At 60.5% G+C, this 20,088-nt stretch carries 22 protein-coding genes; all 22 read left to right on the top strand.

The genetic code is table 11. From position 1 onward, the window contains the following. Positions 1 to 43 precede the first annotated feature (43 nt). Entirely contained in the window at positions 44 to 1,093 is a 1,050-nt protein-coding gene (locus tag D1641_RS13160) for a major capsid protein (RefSeq protein WP_160666446.1), read from the top strand. A 14-nt stretch (positions 1,094 to 1,107) separates the two neighbouring features. Then, positions 1,108 to 1,575 (top strand): hypothetical protein, encoded by a 468-nt coding sequence (locus tag D1641_RS13155; protein ID WP_160666444.1) that lies wholly within the window; start codon positions 1,108 to 1,110, stop codon positions 1,573 to 1,575. Continuing rightward, entirely contained in the window at positions 1,572 to 1,994 is a 423-nt protein-coding gene (locus D1641_RS13150; RefSeq protein ID WP_160666442.1) for a hypothetical protein, read from the top strand. Before D1641_RS13155 ends, D1641_RS13150 begins: the two co-directional genes overlap by 4 nt. Then, complete coding sequence (locus tag D1641_RS13145) at positions 1,991 to 2,680, top strand: phage tail protein (protein ID WP_160265757.1); 690 nt, start codon at positions 1,991 to 1,993, stop codon at positions 2,678 to 2,680. Before D1641_RS13150 ends, D1641_RS13145 begins: the two co-directional genes overlap by 4 nt. 4 nt (positions 2,681 to 2,684) lie before the next feature. Next, the gene (locus D1641_RS13140) at positions 2,685 to 3,317 is read left to right on the top strand and encodes a hypothetical protein (RefSeq protein WP_160265756.1); all 633 of its coding nucleotides are present in this window, start codon (positions 2,685 to 2,687) and stop codon (positions 3,315 to 3,317) included. Positions 3,318 to 3,338: 21 nt separating this feature from the next. Next, positions 3,339 to 3,668 carry a hypothetical protein gene (locus D1641_RS13135; protein ID WP_160666440.1) on the top strand — a complete coding sequence of 110 codons (330 nt, stop codon included), beginning with the start codon at positions 3,339 to 3,341 and terminating at the stop codon, positions 3,666 to 3,668. Between the two features lie 2 nt (positions 3,669 to 3,670). Beyond that, entirely contained in the window at positions 3,671 to 5,128 is a 1,458-nt protein-coding gene (locus D1641_RS13130) for a phage tail protein (RefSeq protein WP_160666438.1), read from the top strand. Positions 5,129 to 5,141: 13 nt separating this feature from the next. Further along, positions 5,142 to 5,660 carry a phage major tail tube protein gene (locus D1641_RS13125; RefSeq protein ID WP_160666436.1) on the top strand — a complete coding sequence of 173 codons (519 nt, stop codon included), beginning with the start codon at positions 5,142 to 5,144 and terminating at the stop codon, positions 5,658 to 5,660. A 194-nt stretch (positions 5,661 to 5,854) separates the two neighbouring features. Next, entirely contained in the window at positions 5,855 to 6,265 is a 411-nt protein-coding gene (locus D1641_RS13120; RefSeq protein WP_160666434.1) for a hypothetical protein, read from the top strand. 152 nt (positions 6,266 to 6,417) lie between these two features. Beyond that, on the top strand, positions 6,418 to 10,047 hold the full coding sequence (locus D1641_RS13115; RefSeq protein WP_160666432.1) for a phage tail tape measure protein: 3,630 nt from the start codon (positions 6,418 to 6,420) through the stop codon (positions 10,045 to 10,047). Then, positions 10,044 to 10,247, top strand: a complete 204-nt coding sequence (locus D1641_RS13110) for a tail protein X (RefSeq protein ID WP_160666430.1) — start codon at positions 10,044 to 10,046, stop codon at positions 10,245 to 10,247. The genes D1641_RS13115 and D1641_RS13110 overlap by 4 nt, the downstream gene beginning before the upstream one ends. A 12-nt stretch (positions 10,248 to 10,259) precedes the next feature. Further along, positions 10,260 to 11,303, top strand: a complete 1,044-nt coding sequence (locus D1641_RS13105) for a contractile injection system protein, VgrG/Pvc8 family (RefSeq protein ID WP_160666428.1) — start codon at positions 10,260 to 10,262, stop codon at positions 11,301 to 11,303. Continuing rightward, on the top strand, positions 11,303 to 11,629 hold the full coding sequence (locus D1641_RS13100) for a hypothetical protein (protein ID WP_160265747.1): 327 nt from the start codon (positions 11,303 to 11,305) through the stop codon (positions 11,627 to 11,629). Before D1641_RS13105 ends, D1641_RS13100 begins: the two co-directional genes overlap by 1 nt. After that, the gene (locus tag D1641_RS13095) at positions 11,620 to 12,294 is read left to right on the top strand and encodes a phage tail protein (protein ID WP_160666426.1); all 675 of its coding nucleotides are present in this window, start codon (positions 11,620 to 11,622) and stop codon (positions 12,292 to 12,294) included. Before D1641_RS13100 ends, D1641_RS13095 begins: the two co-directional genes overlap by 10 nt. Positions 12,295 to 12,306: 12 nt before the next feature. Next, positions 12,307 to 12,636 (top strand): GPW/gp25 family protein, encoded by a 330-nt coding sequence (locus tag D1641_RS13090; protein WP_160666424.1) that lies wholly within the window; start codon positions 12,307 to 12,309, stop codon positions 12,634 to 12,636. Continuing rightward, positions 12,633 to 13,772, top strand: coding sequence for a baseplate J/gp47 family protein (locus D1641_RS13085; RefSeq protein ID WP_160666422.1), 1,140 nt, complete (start codon positions 12,633 to 12,635; stop codon positions 13,770 to 13,772). The genes D1641_RS13090 and D1641_RS13085 overlap by 4 nt, the downstream gene beginning before the upstream one ends. Next, a complete protein-coding gene (locus D1641_RS13080) occupies positions 13,765 to 14,841 on the top strand; it encodes a phage tail protein I (RefSeq protein ID WP_160666420.1) in 1,077 nt (358 codons plus the stop codon). The genes D1641_RS13085 and D1641_RS13080 overlap by 8 nt, the downstream gene beginning before the upstream one ends. A gap of 6 nt (positions 14,842 to 14,847) precedes the next feature. Next, positions 14,848 to 15,783 (top strand): hypothetical protein, encoded by a 936-nt coding sequence (locus D1641_RS13075; protein ID WP_160265742.1) that lies wholly within the window; start codon positions 14,848 to 14,850, stop codon positions 15,781 to 15,783. Further along, on the top strand, positions 15,750 to 16,037 hold the full coding sequence (locus D1641_RS13070) for a hypothetical protein (protein WP_160666418.1): 288 nt from the start codon (positions 15,750 to 15,752) through the stop codon (positions 16,035 to 16,037). Before D1641_RS13075 ends, D1641_RS13070 begins: the two co-directional genes overlap by 34 nt. After that, on the top strand, positions 16,030 to 16,626 hold the full coding sequence (locus D1641_RS13065; protein ID WP_160666416.1) for a hypothetical protein: 597 nt from the start codon (positions 16,030 to 16,032) through the stop codon (positions 16,624 to 16,626). Before D1641_RS13070 ends, D1641_RS13065 begins: the two co-directional genes overlap by 8 nt. A gap of 350 nt (positions 16,627 to 16,976) precedes the next feature. Then, positions 16,977 to 18,296 carry a reverse transcriptase/maturase family protein gene (locus D1641_RS13060; protein ID WP_160666414.1) on the top strand — a complete coding sequence of 440 codons (1,320 nt, stop codon included), beginning with the start codon at positions 16,977 to 16,979 and terminating at the stop codon, positions 18,294 to 18,296. A 33-nt stretch (positions 18,297 to 18,329) separates the two neighbouring features. After that, positions 18,330 to 20,088, top strand: a 1,759-nt coding sequence (locus D1641_RS13055; protein WP_160666412.1) for a DUF6273 domain-containing protein, incomplete at its 3' end; no start/stop codon positions are given.

The raw sequence follows: 20,088 nt of genomic DNA, 5'->3' as shown, positions 1-20,088 counted from the left end.
AGGAGGGCGGGAAAATTTTTGCACACGAACGGAGGAAACAATCATGCCGAATACGATTGACATTTACCAGCCCAGATACCTTGCCGAAGTGGTGCGCTCCGCGCCCCCGGTCCATACGTTCCTGCGGGACACCTTCTTCACAAACGTCAAGACCTTTGCCACGAAAGAGGTTGACATCGACATCGTGAAGGGCGACCGCGAAATGGCGGCGTTCGTTCACCCGAAGCTGGGCGCAGAGACGCTGGATGCCGAGGGCTACGAAACCAAGAGCTACACGCCCCCGATGGTCAACCCGGACATCGTGACCACGGCGGAGGGCTACATGAACCGCGCCCCCGGCGAAACCATCTACAGCGAGAGGACCCCTGCGCAGCGGGCGGCGGAGCAGCTTGTACGGGAGTACCAGCGGCTTGACGATTCCATCAGCCGCCGGGAGGAATGGATGTGCGCCCAGGCGCTCACCACCGGAGCGATTCAGATTGTGGGCAAGGGCGTCAATGAGGAAATCGACTTTGGCTTCACAAACAAGGTCGTGCTGACCGGCACGGAACAGTGGGGCCAGAGCGGAGCGGACATCCTGGGGATGCTGGAGGACTGGGTGGATAGGGTCTATACCAACGGCTTTGCCAATGTGGACCGTATCATCTGCGGACGGCAGGCGTTGAAGCTGCTGAAAAACGACAAGGGTATCCTGGAGAAGATGGACAACCGGCGCTATCAGGCGGGCGAGTTCAACGCACGGGACCTGCCCAACGGCGTCCGCTATCACGGCTACCTGACGGATTCCGGCCTGGAAATTTACTCCTACAAGGAGGTCTATGTGGACCGGATTACGGACCCCGCGAAGCCGACAATCCGCAGGCTGATTCCAGACAACGCAATTATCATGATTTCCCCGGATGTGGACTTCATGCGGGCATACGGCCTTTGCTCCTACTACAACGACGCCGGGCAGCTTATCACCGCCGAGACTGCGCGGCTGCTTCACTCCTACATCGGCCACAAGCCGGAGCGGAAGATGCTGGAGGCGTGCGCCCGGCCCCTGCCCATCCCCGACAAGGTGGATAGCTGGCTGGTTGCTACCGTGTGCTGATGGAGGGACAGGAAATGGCGAGAGGCAAGAAAACGGACCCGAAGAAAACCACACCCGCCCCGGAGACGCCGGAACGGACCGGGGACGCCGCCCCCGCCCAGGAGACGGCGGAGCAGGCCGGAGAGGCTACCGCCACCCAGGAGACAGCGGAGCAGGCTGGGAAGGCCACGCCCGCCACGGAGACGCAGGAGCAGGAAGAGGATACCGCACCTGCCACGGAGACGACGGAGCGGGACATCCTCGCGGGAATCCAGAATCCGTGCGTATACTGCGGGCCGACCGTGCGGGGCGTGGCGCGGCAGTACACCACCTTCCAGGGGGGAATCCCCGACGAGCTGGGGGACTTCATCAAGGAACACCCAGCGGCGCGGCAGCTTATCGTCTCCACGGCACAGTTTCCCGCTATGCGCCGTCGGCTTGACACGCCGGGGACGGCGGAGGCGAAGCTCTACAAGCAGGTCAAGGAGCTGCTTGGGAAATGAAAGTTCTGTTCGACTATGGAGTAGGCGGGGAGCCGGAGGGGTCCCTGCCTACGTTCAAGCAATGCGCGGCGGCGGATATTCACGCCGCGTTTCTGAATCCGACCGAACACGGAGAGGTGCGGACAATCCGCTATGACGGCGTGGAATATGAGGACATCACCGTGATAGAGAGCGGGCCGAAGGAGGGCAAGCGGTCCTCCGTGGTGCAGATGCAGCACGATTTCGGCCAAGGTCTGTATAAGCGGACCATCATCCTTTACGTCGCGGAGAAGGACCTGAACGGCGTGAAGCCGGAGCAGGGGTCCATGCTGTCCATGAACGACGAAGAGGGCGGCACGTTCTTCCACAAATACCGCGTGGTGGAATCGGGGACGGAAATGGGAATGTTCCGGTTGAAGCTGGAGGAAGTGGACGAATGAACACGGAAGCAAGGACCAACGCAATCACCGGGTCTGTCACCGTCACGGTCAACGAGGCGGCAGGGCAGGCGGCTATCGAGCGGGCAAAGGCGCTGCTGGCCGGTATCCAGGGCGGCGTGGACAAGGCTATGAAAGCCTCCATGAGCCGGACCGTTGACAGGCTGCGGCGGGAGAGCAACCAGGCCATCCGGGAGAAGTACGACATCACGGACGCGGGAATCCGCGCAGAGAAAAACGTGCGGGTCCGATACAGCTACCAGAACGGCGTGCAGGCCACCGTCACCTTCTCCGGGCGGAAGATACCGCTGTACCGTTTCGGCGGCGCATACCCCAAAGTTCCGACGCAGGACATCGCGGCGGGGAAGAAGCCGGTCATGGTAAAGGGCGCGTGGACCATGCAGTACCAGGGAGTGGCCGCACGGGGCCACCAGTTCCAGGACACCGGCCCGACGCAGTTCATGGACGCCTTTGTGGCGCAGATGAAGTCCGGGCATATCGGAATCTTTGAGCGGACCGGCGGAAGCACCAGCGAGGGCAGCGACGCTATCCGGGAAATCATGGGGTCCTCTGTGGCGCAGATGGTGGGAAACCAGCAAGTGGCGCAGGGGTTGACCGAGCGGGCCTATGAGACGTTTGAAACGGAGCTGGACAAGGCGGTGTACCGAATCCTGACGGGCTGGAGGTAGGGCCATGCAGAGAGTGACCTTAGAGAACGAAACCAAAGTGGGCCTGCTGTACGCGCTGAAAGACTTTACCACGGAGACGGTGAAGGACCTGCTTATGCCGGTGAAGCGGCAAAAACAGGACGAGCGGGAGCCGAAGCGCAGGGCGGCGGCGGTGTTTCTGGCGCGGTTGCCGGACATGACATCGTTCGAGAAAAAGGCCCCCTTCATTCTCCACCAGGCGGTGACGGGAGAGGACGGACTAAAGAACGCCAACAAAGGGTCGGGCCGGGAATCCAGGCTGGAGCTGCAAAGCACTGCCGTTATCCGGTCTGTGTTCTGCGTCTACCACCCGGACGAGGAAGAGGGCGGGCTTGCGCTGCTGAACATCATGGAGGAAATGCGCATCGCGCTCCTGATGTACCCGACGCTGAACAAGGTGTTTGAGCTGGACCTAAAGGAAGGTATCAGCCAAATGGTCTACCCGGAGACAGGAGAGCGGGGCACCGCGCCGTTCTACCTGGGGGAAATGGTGACGGCCTGGAAGCTGCCGCCGGTAACGAGAATCAACGCGGCACGGGTGGCGCACGGCTGGATGCCGGACGACAAGACCGTAAGACACCTGCAAGACAGCTACCCCAAGACGGACCCAAGAATCTGAAACGAAAGGATTTGTGAGCATATGGCAAAGAAGGAAACCAACGCACCCATGACAGGGCAGGACAGCACGGGGAATGAAAAGAAGAGCCGGGCGGGGACGTGTCCCTCCGGCTTTTACATTTACATCGGCCCCAACATCAAGAAGCACATCCAGACCGGGACCATCTACCGGGGGACGCGGGCGCACGCGCTGAAACAGGCGGCGGAGGCTATCAAGGCGTACCCGCTGGTCAAGACCCTTATCGTCTCCGGCGACGCGCTGCCGGAGGCCCGCTTGAAGGTCAAGGCCCCCGGCAACGCATTGTACGCCAACTACATGAAGCTGAAGCTGATGGGAAAGGAAGGTAAGTAATAATGGCGAAACTCGGCGTACACGTTTATGAAAAGGCTACGTCCGTCCAGACGCCGAAGGTGGCAACGGTGGGCATCCCCTTTGTGGTGGGGACCGCGCCGGTGCAGTCTGCGGCGAAGCCCGCCAAGTCCAACGTCCCCGTGCTGGTGACGAGCTGGGACGAGGCGGTGGAGAAGCTGGGCTTTTCCTATGACTGGGAGAGCTATACGCTGTGCGAGTTCATGTACTCCCACCTCCAGCTTTTCGGGGCGCAGCCGGTCATTTTCTGCAACATCAACGACCCGGCCAGCATGAAGCGGGAAGAGGCGGCGGCGGACTATACCGTGGCCGACCACAGGGTTGCCGTCTCCGTGGACGCGATTGCGGACACCATCAAGGTCAGCGTGGCAGAGGGCGCAGGCGAGGCGGCTACAACGCGGGCGCTGGAGCGGGACACGGACTACAGCATCCTCTACGACCGGGACGACACGGATACCTACGTCTGCATCGTGGAGCTGCTGGAGGACGGAAGCGCCTATGACGCGGAGACGGTGAGCGTTGCCTACAGCGCGGCGGACCCCAAGACCGCAACGGTGGCCGACGTGGTGGACGGCGTGGCCCAGGTGGACGCCTGCCTGACGGCGGTGGGCCTGGTCCCGGACCTTATCGCCGCCCCCGGCTGGTCCCACAATACCGTCGTGGCCGCTGTGATGGCGACCAAGGCGGCGGCTATCAATGGGCTGTTCAAGGGCAAGGCCGTTATCGACGCGGACAGCGGCGAGGACGGCGTGACCGAATACTCCCAGCTCTCCGGCTACAAGAACAAAAACAACTTTGTGGACGTGGACCAGATTATTTGCTGGCCTATGGTGCAGCTCGGAGACTACCGCTTCCACCTGTCTACCCAGCTCTGCGGCCTGATGGCGACGGTGGACGCCGGAAACCGGGGCATCCCCTACGAATCCCCGTCCAACAAAAACCTGAAAATGGACGCCTGCGTGCTGAAAGACGGCACGCCGGTCAACCTGACGTGGAATCAGGTGGACCTTATCGCGGGGAGCTGGGGCGTCGTCACGGCGGTCAACTTCCTGGATTCCGGGTGGGTCGCCAAGGGCAACTACACCGCGTGTTATCCCGGTAACACGGACGTGAAGGACCAGTTCATCCCCGTGTCCCGTATGTTTGACTTCATCGGGAACACCCTCATTCGCACGTTTTGGTCCAAGCTGGACAAGCCCATGACCCCGGCGCTGCGGGACAGCATCTTGCAGACCTGCAATATCTGGCTGGGCGGGCTGACCGGCGGCGGCTACCTCTACGGGGCGAGGGCGGAAATGCTGGCGGAGGAAAACCCGCTGACCTCCCTGCTGGACGGCATTATCACGCTGCACATCTACAACGCGCCGCCCGTACCCGCGCAGGAAATCGACTTCATCCTGGAATACGACGTTTCCTACATGGAGACGGCGCTGGCGGCGTAAGGAGGAATAGAAGATGATTTATCCGAACGGCCATATTGACTACCTCATGTACGAGAACGGCGGGGCGCTTATCGGCGTCGCCAAGGTGACGATGCCCCCCATCAAGTACAAGACCGTCACCGCCACGGGCGCGGCGCTCATGGGCGATGTGACTATCCCCCTGGCAAGCATGATTGAGGCCATGACCATCAACATCGAGTTCTCCAGCGTGGCGGACGCCATTGTGCAGCTCGGCACCAACGAGTGGCACGACGTGGCCCTGTATCTGGCGGACCAGTATTTTGACGGCGTGACCCGGAAGGAAGAGCTGGAGCCGATTCGCTTTGAGCTGTCCATCCGGCCCACGGAAATCAACCAGGGGACCATCCAGACGGCCAGCGCCGCCGACGCCTCCGGCACCTACAGCGTGTGCAAGTACACGGTGTATAAGGACGGGGTGAAGGTCATTGACATTGACCAGTTCAACCAGGTCCACGAAATCAACGGCGTGGACAACGCCGCCCTGGTGAGAAAGGCCATGGGCATGATGTAGTCGAAAGAAGCCTGCTGCATTACGCTTCCGGCTAACGCCGAAAGCTACATATCCGCAGGCTCCTTTCTCCTATCAAAACCGCACCCGCTACGCTGGGCTGCGGTTTTGTTTTAGGACGGGGGAAACGAAAATCAAGCCGCCCCTTCACGCGATGGAGGGGCGGCTTATCGAATACAGGAAGGAGTAATTCACCTATGAGCAAGGAGAAAGAGCTGAACCTGAAAACTGTGCAGGAGGACGCGGCGGAGGCCGAGCGGGTGGCGGAGGAAGCCAAGCGCGAGCAGGACGCTGGAAGCTACACCCACACATTCAAGATGCCGTTCCAGTGGAAGGGCCGCACGTTTGAGAGCCTGACCTTTGACTGGACCGTGCTGAAAGGCAAGGACCACCTGGAAATCGAACAGGAGCTTCTTGCGAAGGGCCGCACGCTGGTATCTCCGGCCTTTACCGGGGACTTTCTGGCGGGCATGGCGGCGCGGGCCTGCACCGAGCGGGACGAGAAGGGCAAGCGCGTCATCGACGGGCAGGCCGTTGAGGAAATGGATATGGCGGACTTCCAGGCCATTACGAGGAAAGCGCGGGGTTTTTTACTGCGTGCGGGATAAAAACCGTCCCACTTTGGCTCCAGAAGCAATGTATCCTCCTGGCGCGGCACAACGGCGGCTCCCCGCTGGACTGGACCGGCATACCGCTGATGCAGTTGGGCGGATGGATACAGGCGACCAACGAGTTAAACGAAAAGAAGTAGGTGCGGAACATGGCGCAAAAACAGTATTCCTTTGACTTTGTTTTGAACGCCGTGTTAAACGGCGGATTTTCCGGGACATTCAACAAGGCGCAGCAGGAATTTATCAGGCTGGGCGCGGAAATCAAAAACCTACAGGCTATCCAGCGGGACATCGCCGCATACCAGAAGCAGTCGGCGGCGGTGCAAAACACCTCGCAAAAGCTGGAAAACCTGAAACGGCAGTACGAGCTTGTCAACCGGCAAATCGGGGAAACCACCGGCTCTACAACCGCGCTGGAGCGGGAAAAGCTCAAACTGGAACAGCGAATTAACAACACGGAGGCGGCGCTTGAAAAGCAGCGGCAAAAGCTGGGGGAGACAAAGGACCGGCTGGACGCGGCAGGGGTAAGTACATCCGACCTCGCGGGCAAGGACGCCGAGCTGACCGCCAAAATCCAAGAGCTGACCGAAGAGCAGAAGAAAGCCGCAGAGGGAGCGGGAGAGTTTGGCAATGCTGGCGTACAGGCCATAGAGGCCGTAGGCGGTGCCATTGCCGCCGCCGGTATCGCAGAGGCCATGAAGTCCATCGCAGACGCCTACATGGAGTGCGTGGAAGTGGCCGGAAACTTTGAACAGGCTATGTCCGCCGTGGAGGCAATCGCCGATTCCAACGCCTCGGAAATGGCGGCGCTGACGGCGGAGGCAAAGGAACTGGGCGCCACGACCAAGTTTACCGCACAGCAGAGCGCAAACGCTATGGAATACATGGCAATGGCGGGCTGGGACGCACAGGAAATGCTGAACGGCATGGACGGCGTTATCAACCTGGCGGCAGCAGCCGGGGAGGACCTGGCGCAGGTGTCCGACATCGTAACGGACAACCTCTCCGCGTTTGGCCTGCGAGCATCGGACACCGCGCACTTTGCGGACGTGCTGGCGGCGGCAGCGGCCAACTCCAACACCAATATCTCCATCATGGGCGAGACGTTCAAAAGCTCTTCCTCTGTCGCCGGAGCACTGGGGTACAGCATTGAGGACGTGGCCGTGATGGTGGGCCTGATGGCGAACAATTCTGTGAAGGGGTCCCGCGCAGGTACAGCGCTGCGCAATATCTTCAACGGCCTGCTGGGCGGCGTGACGCTGACGGCAAAAGCCTTTGGAGAGCTGGACTACTCCGCCGTCAATTCGGACGGTTCCATGAAGGGTCTGATGGAAACGGTGGAGGACCTGCGGGGGTATTTCAGCCAAATGACCGAGGCGGAACGGGTCAACAACGCCATGACCATTGCCGGTATGCGCGGCTACAACGGACTGCTTGCAATCCTGAACGCCACGAACGACGACTTCCAAAGCCTGTATAACTCCGTCACCAACTGCACCGGAGCGGCACAGCGGATGGCGTCGGTGAAGCTGGACAACCTGAATGGCGACATCACCCTTGCAAACTCCGCAATGGAGGCCCTGCAATCCACCATCGGCGAGCAATTCACACCGGAGCTGCGGGAACTGACGCAGTTAAAGACGGAGCTGCTGAACGGGCTGAATGATTTCATCATTGAAAACCCGGCGCTGGCAAAAGGCGTTATGGCTGGCGCGGCGGCGTTCGGCGTCATGGGGACCGCTATTATCGGCGTAAACGCGGCTATCAAGGTTTTCAAAGCGCTGGAACTGGCGACGCTGTTCACCGGACCGGCGGGGGTCCTACTGGGCGCTGCCGCCGGAATTGCAGGCGTGACTGCGGCGGTGGTGGGCTTTGTGGAAGCCACACGGGACGGCGGACCGGCGGTGCGGGAGCTGACAACCGCCGCACGAGAAATGGACGAGGCCATAACGGAAGCGGGGGCCACCTGCGAGGACACGACGGCCTCCACCCTGGCGGCGGCGGACGTGGCAAACACCTACATCGACAAGCTGGAAGCTATGGGCGATATGGCGAACGCCTCCGACGAAGAGCAGAAACGGTATCAAAATACCCTGGCCCTCCTGCTGCGGGTCATGCCGGAGCTGTCCGACTGCATCAGCACCACCACGGACGAGTACGGGCGGGCGACCTACACGCTGGAAACCACCACCGAGGCGCTGCGCGCCAACACCGAGGAATGGAAACGGAACGCCAAGGCGCAGGCTTACCAAGAGTATCTTAATACCCTGATGGAGCAGTACAACGGCGTCATGCTGGAGGCTGCGGAAAATGAAATCGGGCTGACCCAGGCAAGGTATGAGCTGGAAGCCGCCAGCCAGAAGTACAATACCGCTATCGAGCGGATGAACGAACTGTGGGCGGAGGCAAGCGCCGAGGCGGACCGGCAATGGCGGGAGTACGGGGTGCTGGGAGACGCGACAGGGTATCTCTCCCAGGAATACTACGACCTGCAAAATTCACTGACCGACTTAAACAACGAGGTTTGGGAAGCGCAGTCGAGTGTCACGGCCCACGAAAAAGCCATTGCAAAGGATACGGAGGCCGTTGCCGCCGCCGAAGCTGAAATGAACTCGGCGGAGCAGGCGGTGAACGAACTGACCGAAGCGATGGGAGAATATGCGGACGGGCAGGCGGACACGACTGCGCAGGAAGCGGCGGTCCGGGAAGCGCTGGACGGGACAATGGCATCCGTGCAGGCGTTGACGGAGGCATACGCGGACGCCTACGACGAAGCCATGGAGAGTTTTTCCGGGCAGTTCGGATTGTTCGACGAGGCCAAGGCGGATGCGGAGGCAACCGTAGAGGCCGCACAAGCGGCACTGAATACACAACTTTCCTTCTGGCAGGGGTACGCCTCCAATATCGCAGTTCTGAAAGAACAGTCTGCCGATAGCCTCCATGTGACAGAAGAAAACTATAACGCGCTGATGGAGTACGTCAGGAGCGGGACGCCGGAGGCGGCGGGACTGGCCGCTGACATGGTAAAGGCCGTAAATGACGGAAACACACAGGCGTTGACCGACCTTGCAAACACGCTGGGAGAAATCAGCGAGAGCCAGGACCAGGCCGCGCAGGACGTTGCCGAATGGACCACAGGGCTGATGGAACAGACAGAGCAGTTTATCCGAGATATGGAAGAAGAAATCGGGGCGCTGGATATGTCGGAAGAGGCCAAAGAAAGCGGGAGAGCCACAGTACAAGCCTATATCGACCAAGCGGAAGATATGCTTCCACAGGTACGAAGCACTTATGCGAGCGTTGCGCGGGCTGCGTCTCTTGCGCTGGGACCGGCCAAATATGCCGACAGTGCGTGGTATGCAAACAACGGACGCGGCTATGCCAGCGGAACAGAAAACGCGCCGCCGGGCTGGGCGTGGGTAGGCGAAGATGGGCCGGAACTGATGCGGATGCACGGCGGGGAGCAGATACTACCCAGCCACGTTTCGCAGGAAGTGGCGCAGACCTACCGGGCCTACAGTAAATACAGCGGGGAATACGAGGCGGCGAGGGCTATTCAAGGAATCCAGAGCAGCACGCGACCGGCGCTGGAAGTCGTTGCCGGGGGGCAGACCTCCAGCGGGACCAAGATGGAAATGCACTTCCACATCGAGGCCGGGGCATCGCCGGAGACGGTGAACGCATGGCAGGACTACGCCAACCGGGGCGAGCTGAAAGCAACCATCCTGGAAGTGATGGAGGAAGCAGACGCAGACGTGAGAAGGAGGAGCATGGTGTGAGCGGTTCCTATACGACGGTCCAGGGCGACACCTGGGACCTTATCGCGTACCGGAAGCTGGGAAGCACCGACTATACCGACCAGCTTATCAGCGCGAACCTGGAACATGTCGGGAAGCTCCTGTTCCCGGCGGGGGTCACGCTGCGCCTGCCGGAAATTGCGGAGAAGCCGAACGCGAACCTTCCTCCGTGGAAACGGTAGCGGGGTAACAACATGGCAGAAAAGGTACTTGCCCGGCGGACATCGGTTGATGTTATGTTCGGCGGGACGGATATTACAAAGGACATCAAGCCTTATCTCCTGAATCTCGTCTACACAGACGACACGGACGACCTGGCCGACGACTTGAAAATCGAAGTGCAGGACCGGGACGGAGTGTGGAAGAAAAAATGGCTGACGGAGGCGGTGGAAGCCGCTGCCGGGGGCAAGCTGTCTATCAGCGCAGTTATCAAGCCGGAAAACTGGAAGAAGGACGGGAAGCTGAAAACGGGGGCGTTCGAGCTGGACAGCGTGGATGGGTCCGGCCCGCCCGCTGCGGTGACAATCAGCGCCTCCAGTCTTGCGTTTTCCTCTGACCTGCGCCAGACCAAGAAATCCAAGGCGTGGAAAAACTACAACCTGTCCGGCATTGCGTCGGAAATCGCGGCGGGCGGCGGCATGAGCTGCCAGTACGAAGCCAGTACAAACCCGTCCTACGACCGGGTAGAGCAGGCCAGACAGAGCGATATTGATTTTCTGCGGAAGCTGTGCCAGGACGCCGGTATCTCCATCAAGGTCACGGACGGGAAACTCGTGCTGTATGACCAGGCGGAATATGAGGCGAAAGCGCCAGTCCTCACCATTGAGGAAGGAGCGAAGGGCGGGTACATCAAGTACAAGATTCATTCCGGCTCGGCGGATACGAAGTATGCAAAGTGCCGTGTCCGGTACATGGACCCGAACACGGGGAAGTGTATCGAAGGGACGGCGGAGGACAGCAGCGTTTCCGGGGACCAATGCCTGGAGGTAAAGGCCAAGGTCGGGAGCGTGGGAGAAGCCAAAACGCTGGCAAAAAAGCGTCTGCGCCTGCACAACAAACTGGCGAAAACCGCCACGTTCACCATGCCGGGAGACGTGGGACTGGTGGCCGGGGTCACGGTCCAGCTCAAAGGCTGGGGCGGCTGGGACGGGAAATACATCGTCACCAAGGCGACCCACACGGTGGGCGGCGGCGGATACACCACGCAAATCAGGATACGGAAGGTGCTGAACTACTGATGCAAATTGAGGACATCGTGCGGGAAGGGAAAGTAACCGCCGTGAACAACGGAAAACGCATTGCAAAGGTGTGGTTCGACGCGCTGGGAATTGAATCGGACTGGCTGCCCGTGCTCATCAACCGGGACTTCATTCCAGACTACAACGTGCCGCAGAGGACGGAGTTTGAGGCGGGCGGGGCTGGGTACCCAGCCTTTGAGAGCCACAAGCACGATTTGATTATTAAGCCCTATATGCCAAAGGTCAACGACCTGGTGCTGGTGCTGTACTTCCCTGTGTTCAACGGGGACGGGGTGATTTTGGGAGGTGTGAAGCCGTGGCGCTGATTGGCTACCTGGGGAAAAGCCCGGACGATGGGATTTCGTTCATCGTATCCCGCGAGGTATTCCGCACGCCTAAAAATCTGAAATGGAGCGGGTCGGTACGATACGCCACCCACGAGCGGCACAACACACACGCGCTGACAGAGTTTACCGGGATAGACCCGGACCGCTTTTCGTTCGACATCCTCCTGACGGCGGAAATGGGCGTGGACCCGCTGAAAGAAGTCGTCAAGATTTGGAACTACGAGCGGGACGGGGAGGCGCTGGGGCTGGTCATAGGCGGGAAAGCCTACGGGAAATACCGTTGGAACATCGTGAATCACGAAACCAAGATAGAGTACACCGATGGAAACGGGGATATGTACGCCGTGGAAGTGTCGGTGGAGCTTCTGGAATATCTGAAAGGAGAGGACCAGAATACCAGCAGCGCGGCCCCGGCTCCAGCACCAGCACCGGAGGCGGCGGCAGATACCGGCGGCGGTGCATCCGACGGCGGGTCCGGCGGAACGACCTACACCGTCAAGAAGGGGGACAACCTCTGGACGCTTGCCAAAAAGTTCTACGGGAGCGGCGCGGACTACACCAAAATCTACGAGGCCAACCGGGACACGATAGGGAAAAATCCGAACCTTATCTATCCGGGGCAGACATTCACCATTCCGGGATAAGGGGGCGCGGCAATGGAGTACACTGTTTCGGCTACAGACCTTGCAAATGTCCGACTGAACGAAGAGGACCGGGTAAAGGAAATCCTGCGCAATGTGGCCGTCATTCTGGCGACGCCGAAGGGCAGCGTACCCATGTACCGGAGTTTCGGGCTGGACATGAGCTTTTTGGACAAGCCTATGAACCTGGCAAAAAACATGGCCGTTATCCCGGTGCGGGAGGCAATCGAGGAATGGGAGCCGCGCGCGGAATACAAGGATATAAACCTGTTCTTTGACCCGTCCAATCCGGGGAAGCTGGCCTTTACTGTGCAAATCGAAATCAAGGCAGGTGATTCAGCATGAGCAGACCGGCGGAATACAAATTTATCCCAACGGACCCGGAGGACATTGTGATATGGCTGACGGCCATTTACGAAGAAATCATGGGCGTCACCGTGCAGCCCGCCAGCCCGGAGCGGCATTTTATCCAGTGGATGGCGGAGGCAATCGTGCTGGAACGGGTGCTGACCAACTACACGGCCAACCAGAACATCCCAAGCCGGGCGGTGGGGGAAAACCTGGACGCGCTGGCAGAGCTGTTCTACACCAAGGAGCGCCCGCAGGCCAAGGCTGCGACCTGCACCATGCGCTTTACCATTTCCGAGCCGCAGGCGTTCGCCGTGCTGATACCGAAGGGGACCCGCGTGACCGACGCCGTGCAGACCCTTGTGTGGGAAACGCTGGCGGACGTGTATGTGGAAATCGGGAAAGACCATGTGGATACAAAGGTCCAGTGCCAGACAAAGGGAAAGCGGGGAAACGGATATGTGGAAGGGCAGATAGATTCCATCATTGACCCGTTCGCCTACTCCCTGTCCTGCGAAAACTTGACCGAATCGGACGGGGGCGCGGACGCCGCCACGGACGAGGAATTTTACGAGCTGCTGCGCCTTAGTATGGACGGCTATAGCTGCGCTGGGGCGCGGGGCGGATACATCTACTTTGCCAAGCAGGTCAGCACCGAGATTGCCGACGTGATAGCGGCCTCTCCTACGCCGGGGGTGGTGAAGCTGTACGTCCTGATGGACGACGGAACACCGGCCACAGAGGAAATGAAGGAGCGGGTATTGGCGGCGTGCAGCGCCGACGACGTGCGCCCGCTGACGGACTTTGTTTCCGTGGAGGACCCGGAGGACGTGGAGTACAATGTGCGCCTCACCTTCTACACGCAGGAGGGCGCGGCAATCAGCGGCGAGGCGCTGGAGACGGCGGTGCGCGAGAAGGTGGAGCAGTACACGGCCTGGCAATGCGCGAAGCTGGGCAGGGACATCAACCCGTCCCGGCTTATCTCTATGCTGATGGAAACGGGCATCAAGCGGGTGGAGCTGGAGGAACCGGCCTTTACCTCCCTGAAAGACGGGAGCGGGACGGACGCGCCGCAGCTTGCCCGGCTGGCAGGTCCTCCGGTCATCATCAACGGAGGGTACGAGGATGAATGATTCCAAGCTGGGCATCACGCGCGAAAACCTTCTGCTTATCGTGCCGCCCGCGCTGACCCACGACCCGGCCATGATGGCGCGGGCGGCGGCGGACGCCGAGGCGCTGGCGGCGCGGCTGGCGGAAATCGACCGGGTGCGCATTATCTCCAACATCGACGCTCTGGATGAAACCGTGCTGGACATTCTGGCGCGGGATTTCAAAGTAGACTGGTACGACCCGGGCTACAGCCTGGAGGAAAAGCGCCGGACCGTCAAGAGCAGTTGGCGGGTGCATAAGACCCTGGGGACCAAGGCGGCGGTGGAGACGGCTATCCGGGCCATTTACCCGCTGACCACCGTGGAAGAGTGGTTCGAGTACGGCGGGGAGCCGTATCACTTCCGGCTGAACATCGACATCACCAGCGATTCCGGGGACAGGGCGCGGCAGAAGCGGGTGCTGGAGCGGCTGAACTTCTACAAATCCCTGCGGTCCCACAACGACGGCGTGCGTTATTTCCTGGTGCCGGAAAAGTCCTGGGCGGTGGCCGGGGGTCTGTTCGCGGGAAGCCGGGAAATCGACCGGGCAACCATCCAAGTACCGGAGCTGGCGAAGCCGGGCGGGAAAATCGTCCTGCTTGCGGGCGGCGGGCTGACCGGGACCCGGAGCGTGGGCCGGGCGGAGGTCAAGGTCCCGGCGCTTATCAGGCCGGGTGGGAGGACCGCCGTTGTTGCCGGTGGCGCGTTCGCTGGGAGCAGGAGCGCAGACCGGGCGACTGTCCGGGTGCCGCCGCTGAAAAGGCCGGGGGCCGTCGCCGGACTGACCGCCGGGGGCGCTTTCGCCGGATACCGGCAGCGGGTCGATGGGGCGGTGGACGTGCCGCCCCTCACTAGGCCGCAGGGCGCGGCGAGACGGGCGGTGTCCGCTGGATACATCGGGAGCATCGAGCGGGCGACGGTGAAGCTGGACACAAGGCGGGTGAAGGTCCCAACCGGAAGGGCTACGACGGCTGGAGCGGCTGGGGTTTTCCACAGCTATCAACGCATCCGGGTTTCCGTTGGGAATCCGGCCATTACAATTTCAGGGAGGTAAAAAACTATGGCACACTGGAAAGACGCAGCCGTAACCAACGAGGGCGTGGAAATGCTCAACGAGTGGATGGCGGGCAGGAAAATCTGCGTCGTGGCCGCGTTCGGCGGCACCGGGACGGTGGATAAGGAGCTGCTGACGGAGCAGACCGGCCTTGTGGACGCGAGACAGGAGCTTTACATCCTGGGGGAAGAGGACGGCGCGGACGGTAAGACCGTCCAGCTCCAGGTCCAGAACGCGGAAGTGATGGAGGAATACGAGCTGTCGCAGGTAGGCGTGTACGCCGCCCTGGATGTGGACAAGGAGAAAGCCTCGGACCCGGAAACCAGAGCCAAGATGAAGCTGCTGTTTATCATGCAGGACGAAAAGGGCGTCACCATCCCGTCGGCCATGGAAGCGAGCTTCCTCCTGGAGCTGTACTGCATGATTGGCATTACCAACAACGGGCGGTTTGAGGTATCCATCTCCGCCGCCGGTATCGTGACCGCCGCCTATCTGCGGGAAGTATTGGAGCGGACCATTGCCGCCCACAACGCGGACCCCGGCGCACACAACAGTCTGGCGGCGCGGATGCTGGCAATCGAAACCGCCCTGAACGGGAGCGGGACCATCATCCAGGCGGGCGACCCGACCGTGGAGACGGTGGGCCAGAAGGGCCAGCACTATATCAACACCGACAGCGGCGCGGAATTTGAGTGCGTCGAGGTCAACGAGGGCGGCTATATCTGGAATCCGGTGGAGGATGGAAAATCCGTCCGCGACCTGCTGGGGGCGCTGGGAAACGCGGAAACCACCCTGGCCGATGTGGACGCACGGCTGGGCCTGCTGGAGCTGATGTACCGCACACAGGTCAACGGCAACCCCTTCACGGTGTCCTTCTCCGATATGTCCGGTCTGGTGGTGACGGGCGTATGGAACGAGACGTTGAAGCGGGTGGAGTTCTGATGAACGATGTGCGGGAATTTTCCGTACCGACCGCGCAACTGTCCTGCCTGATTGGCAACCTGTTTGCCGAACTGGAGCCGCCGTGTAGCGAGCCAGACAACCCGGAGGCGCTGACGCTGTGCGGGAAAGCGCCGAGCGGGCGGGAGGCCATGCTTTTTGTCTACCGGGAGCATTGCCTTTTCGTGGGCGACCCGGAGGACCTGGACGCAGCGCGGAACGGGCGGTGCCCTGACCGGAGGTGCGGGCGTGGCTGAAAAGGAGTATGTACTTGGCAACAAGGCGAAAGACCTATACCAATTCACCAGGCAGGCAACGAAGCCGGGGCCGGACGACAAGGTAGAGGCCAAGGACGTTGCAAAGGTCATGCGGACCATTGCAAAAGCAAAGACCATAGAGGAAATGCGGGATATGCTGAACGCCACAGCGGACCGGCTGGACAACCGGCGGAAGCGCCCATTCTTCCCGAAGAGTGAAACATTTGGCATGATTAAGGACCTGCGGAGCGGGGCAAGGGCTATCATCAAGGGCGTGTATGCGGCCAATGAAACACGGTTCAACGAGCGCCCGGAGGAACGCCTGCGGGAAATCAAGGCCGTTATAGACGAGTGTAATCTAATGCTCCAGCTTGTGGAGCTGGCGCACGACCTGGGCTACACCGACATGAAGCGCATGGGCGTCTGGACGAAGAGGATTCTGGACGTGAAGCATATGTGCCTTGCGTGGATGAAGAAGGACGGCGAGCGCGCCAAGGTGATTTTAGCCAAGCGTGAGCGGGACAACTGCGAAATGCTGGTGGTCCTGGTGCGCGAAATCCTGGCGGCGGAGGTGCCGCGACCAAGCTAAGATACAACGCGGAGGCATCCGCGTTATATTACCAGCCGCTTTGCTCGCCCCTGCGGGGCAACCGCAAAGCATGGCAAGTATCCACCCGGCGCGACGGGTGGATACGGGGGTATGACCTATCACCGCCACCAACTGGTGGCTCCGCTCCCCGAACACCAACAGCGCGACCAACGCCTGGAACGTGAACTCCAATGGCAACGCCAACAACAACAACTGTTCCAACACCTATGGGGTCCGGCCCGCTCTGATGGATTATGCCAGACCAAGTAGGCGAAAGCCGAACGCAGCGCCCCATCATCAAAGGAGGTCATTCCCCGTCCAAGCCCTGCGCGCGGGGTACGGATAAACACATGGCGCTGACGCTGACCGCCGTTTGCGCCGCCAGCTATCAGCAGCGCCCGACAAGTGAGAGGGGACCCGGCATTGAAGCCGGGTCCCGCATTTTCCGGGGGAACCGTATGGACTACCAGGAGCTATGCTCTTTTGAGGTATTATATGCAGCCTATAAGACAGCGCGGGTGGGAAAGAGAAGCAAGCCGGGGACCGCCCAGTATGAGGCAAACGCCCTGGCCTGCACGGAGCGCCTTTCCTACATCCTGCGAAACAAGACGTACATCCCCAGCAAGTTTGAAACCTTCTATGTTTACGAGCCGAAGAAAAGGCTGGTGCAGGCACCGGCTTTTGTGGACAAGGTGGTACAACACGCGCTGGTTGACAACATCCTGTACGACGCAATCACACACAGTTTTATTCAGGATAGTTTCGCGTCTCAGGTGTGGAAGGGGATGCACGTCGGCCTGGACCGCCTGCGGGAGCAGATGCAGGAATACTACCAGAAACGCAAGGGCCGGGACGAGGCCGCACGCCGTGCCGCCGGTCTGCCGTACAGACCAAGGGAAGAATGGGACTATGCGAGCGGGTGGATTCTGAAAGCGGACGTTCACCACTTTTTCGCCAGCATCGACCACGACATCTTGAAGAAGAAACTGCGTCGGCGGGTAGTGGACGACCAGGTATTTGAATTGATGTGTACCTATATCGACAGCACCGAGGGCCTGCCGCTGGGCTACCAGACGAGCCAGCTTCTCGCGCTCATGTACCTGGACGAGTTTGACCACTGGGTAAAGGAGACGCTTCACGCCAAATACTACGGGCGGTACATGGACGACTTCTACATTATCCATGAGGACAAGGCGTACTTGCAGCAATGCCTTGACCAAATCGAGCAGAAAATACACGGGCTGAAATTGGAACTGAACGGGAAAACCGCTATCTTCCCGCTGAAAAACGGCATCAATTTTTTAGGCTTCCATACCTACCTCGACGACGGCGGCGCGGTGATTATGAAACTGCGCCGGGACAGCATCGACCGTATGAAAGCCCGCGTCCGGGCGTGGCGGAAGGACTACCCGGCGGGAACTGTAAGCCGGGATAAAATCGTTACATCCTGGAGGGCGTGGGATGCCCATGCCTCCCACGGCGACACCTACCGTCTGCGGCAGAAAATCGCCGCCCAGGTGTCGGAAATCGTGGGCATGACGCTGACAGCCCGAAAGCCAATCCGAAAATCCAAGACAAGCGAAGCGAAGAAGTTAATCCAGAAAATGCGGAGGCAGGGAAAGATAAAGCCCAAGCCGCCGCCGGAGGTTCCTGCGGGTTTTCCGTGGTGAGCCTTATTTTTATATCCATAAGGAGGACACACAATGGCAACTGTACAACTCGGCACGAAAGCGGTAGGCAGTATTGTCAAGCTGAAAGAAAACGGGGCGCTGGTGGATTACATCGTCGTCCACCAGGGCAAGCCCTCCAGCCTTTACGACGCCTCCTGCGACGGGACCTGGCTGCTGCGCAAGGACATCCTTGAAACCCGTCAGTGGCACAGCTCCAACGTCAACGACTACGCCAACAGCACCATCAAGGCGTACCTGAACAGCACCTTCCTTGCCCGGTTCGACGCGAATATCCAGGCGCAAATCAAGCAGGTCAAACTTCCCTACCGCCCCGGCAGCGGCACCAGCCAGACCATCAACAGCGGGGCGAATGGCCTGTCCTGCAAAATCTTCCTTCTGTCCGGTACAGAAGTAGGATTCACCCAGTCGAGCGCCAATCAGTATTTGCCGAATAACGAAGGGGCACGGCTGTCCTATTTCGAGGACGGCACCGGCACATCTGCGCTTAACAAGCGCATTGCCAAACTCAACGGGTCCGCCACCCTCTGGTGGCTCCGCTCCCCGGGCACCGGCAGCGCGGCCAACGCCTGGCGCGTGGGCTCCAATGGCAGCGCCAGCCTCGACTACTGTTCCTACACCTATGGGGTCCGGCCCGCTTTGATACTTCCCTCTTCCCTCTTGACCTCTGACGACGGCTCCGTTAATACGAACACGGCCCCGACCACGCCCGCGAGCATCAACATCCCCAGCAGCGTAGAGGGCGGAAAGAGCATCGAAGTATCGTGGAGCGCGGCCACCGACAAGGAAAATAATCTGGAAGGTTATGTGGTGGAGCGGTCCACCGACGGCGGCGGAACGTGGACCCAGGTTTACCAGGGCAGCGCGACCAAGACGACCAACACTGTACCGGCGGGGAGCGCGACGGTAATGTACCGGGTAAAGGCTTACGACAGCGAGGGGCTTTACAGCAGCTACCGGAACAGCGCCCAAGTGAGCGTATTTAATAATACCGCCCCCGGTGCGCCCGGCGGAATCACGGTGCCGGAAAATGTGCTGGGCGGCGCGGAGCTGACCGTGACGTGGAGCGCCGCCAGCGACGCGGACGGAAACCTGACCGGCTATGAGCTGGAGCGCCAGGTGAACGGCGGCGACTGGGCGCAGGTATACAAGGGCGCGGCCACCAGCTACACCGACACCATTACGCGGGGCTGGGCCAGCGTCAATTACCGGGTCCGGGCCTACGACGCCTACAACGCATACAGCGGCTATGCCACGGGGACGGCCCAGCCGGTGAATAACAACCGTGCGCCCGCTGTCTCCTGCGGCACGGCCAGCGGGACCGACCTGGGAAAGAAGGGCACGGGCTTCTCCATTGCCTACAGCGTAGGCGACGAGGACGGCGACCCTGTGACCGTGACGGAGGCTATCGACGGCGTGGAGCTGCGCACGTTCTCCGCCAACCTGGGCGGGAACAACACCTTTGCCGTGACCGGCGACACGTTCTTTAAGCTGCTGAATGGGGCGCACACCCTGACCGCAAGCGCCACCGACGGGCAGGCCACCACGACCCACAAGCTGACCTTTACCAAGGAGGTCACAGAGGCGACAATCACCCTGGCCGAGCCGATGGCGGCAGACGACAAAATCACCATCTGCGTATTGTCCGTCGCGGGTGACATCCCCGCCGACGCGGAGTACAAGGTTGAGGTCACGAACAACGGCAACGACGACGCGCCGGTGTGGGAGGACTGCACGATGGAGGTCCGCAACGGCGGCAACCATGTCTTTGAAA

Origin of the sequence: Colidextribacter sp. OB.20 (assembly GCF_009911595.1) — a bacterium.
GTDB lineage: Bacteria > Bacillota > Clostridia > Oscillospirales > Oscillospiraceae > Lawsonibacter.
The sequence above is the reverse complement of the archived record's forward strand: the minus strand, read 5'-3'. Positions and strand labels throughout refer to the sequence as shown.

Excerpts from the sequence above, each read along its gene's own strand:
- D1641_RS13160 (WP_160666446.1), top strand. The coding sequence starts at position 44 with ATGCCGAATACGATTGACATTTACCAGCCCAGATACCTTGCCGAAGTG.
- D1641_RS13155 (WP_160666444.1), top strand. The coding sequence starts at position 1,108 with ATGGCGAGAGGCAAGAAAACGGACCCGAAGAAAACCACACCCGCCCCG.
- D1641_RS13150 (WP_160666442.1), top strand. The coding sequence starts at position 1,572 with ATGAAAGTTCTGTTCGACTATGGAGTAGGCGGGGAGCCGGAGGGGTCC.
- D1641_RS13145 (WP_160265757.1), top strand. The coding sequence starts at position 1,991 with ATGAACACGGAAGCAAGGACCAACGCAATCACCGGGTCTGTCACCGTC.
- D1641_RS13140 (WP_160265756.1), top strand. The coding sequence starts at position 2,685 with ATGCAGAGAGTGACCTTAGAGAACGAAACCAAAGTGGGCCTGCTGTAC.
- D1641_RS13135 (WP_160666440.1), top strand. The coding sequence starts at position 3,339 with ATGGCAAAGAAGGAAACCAACGCACCCATGACAGGGCAGGACAGCACG.
- D1641_RS13130 (WP_160666438.1), top strand. The coding sequence starts at position 3,671 with ATGGCGAAACTCGGCGTACACGTTTATGAAAAGGCTACGTCCGTCCAG.
- D1641_RS13125 (WP_160666436.1), top strand. The coding sequence starts at position 5,142 with ATGATTTATCCGAACGGCCATATTGACTACCTCATGTACGAGAACGGC.
- D1641_RS13120 (WP_160666434.1), top strand. The coding sequence starts at position 5,855 with ATGAGCAAGGAGAAAGAGCTGAACCTGAAAACTGTGCAGGAGGACGCG.
- D1641_RS13115 (WP_160666432.1), top strand. The coding sequence starts at position 6,418 with ATGGCGCAAAAACAGTATTCCTTTGACTTTGTTTTGAACGCCGTGTTA.
- D1641_RS13105 (WP_160666428.1), top strand. The coding sequence starts at position 10,260 with ATGGCAGAAAAGGTACTTGCCCGGCGGACATCGGTTGATGTTATGTTC.
- D1641_RS13100 (WP_160265747.1), top strand. The coding sequence starts at position 11,303 with ATGCAAATTGAGGACATCGTGCGGGAAGGGAAAGTAACCGCCGTGAAC.
- D1641_RS13090 (WP_160666424.1), top strand. The coding sequence starts at position 12,307 with ATGGAGTACACTGTTTCGGCTACAGACCTTGCAAATGTCCGACTGAAC.
- D1641_RS13085 (WP_160666422.1), top strand. The coding sequence starts at position 12,633 with ATGAGCAGACCGGCGGAATACAAATTTATCCCAACGGACCCGGAGGAC.
- D1641_RS13080 (WP_160666420.1), top strand. The coding sequence starts at position 13,765 with ATGAATGATTCCAAGCTGGGCATCACGCGCGAAAACCTTCTGCTTATC.
- D1641_RS13075 (WP_160265742.1), top strand. The coding sequence starts at position 14,848 with ATGGCACACTGGAAAGACGCAGCCGTAACCAACGAGGGCGTGGAAATG.
- D1641_RS13070 (WP_160666418.1), top strand. The coding sequence starts at position 15,750 with ATGGAACGAGACGTTGAAGCGGGTGGAGTTCTGATGAACGATGTGCGG.
- D1641_RS13060 (WP_160666414.1), top strand. The coding sequence starts at position 16,977 with ATGGCGCTGACGCTGACCGCCGTTTGCGCCGCCAGCTATCAGCAGCGC.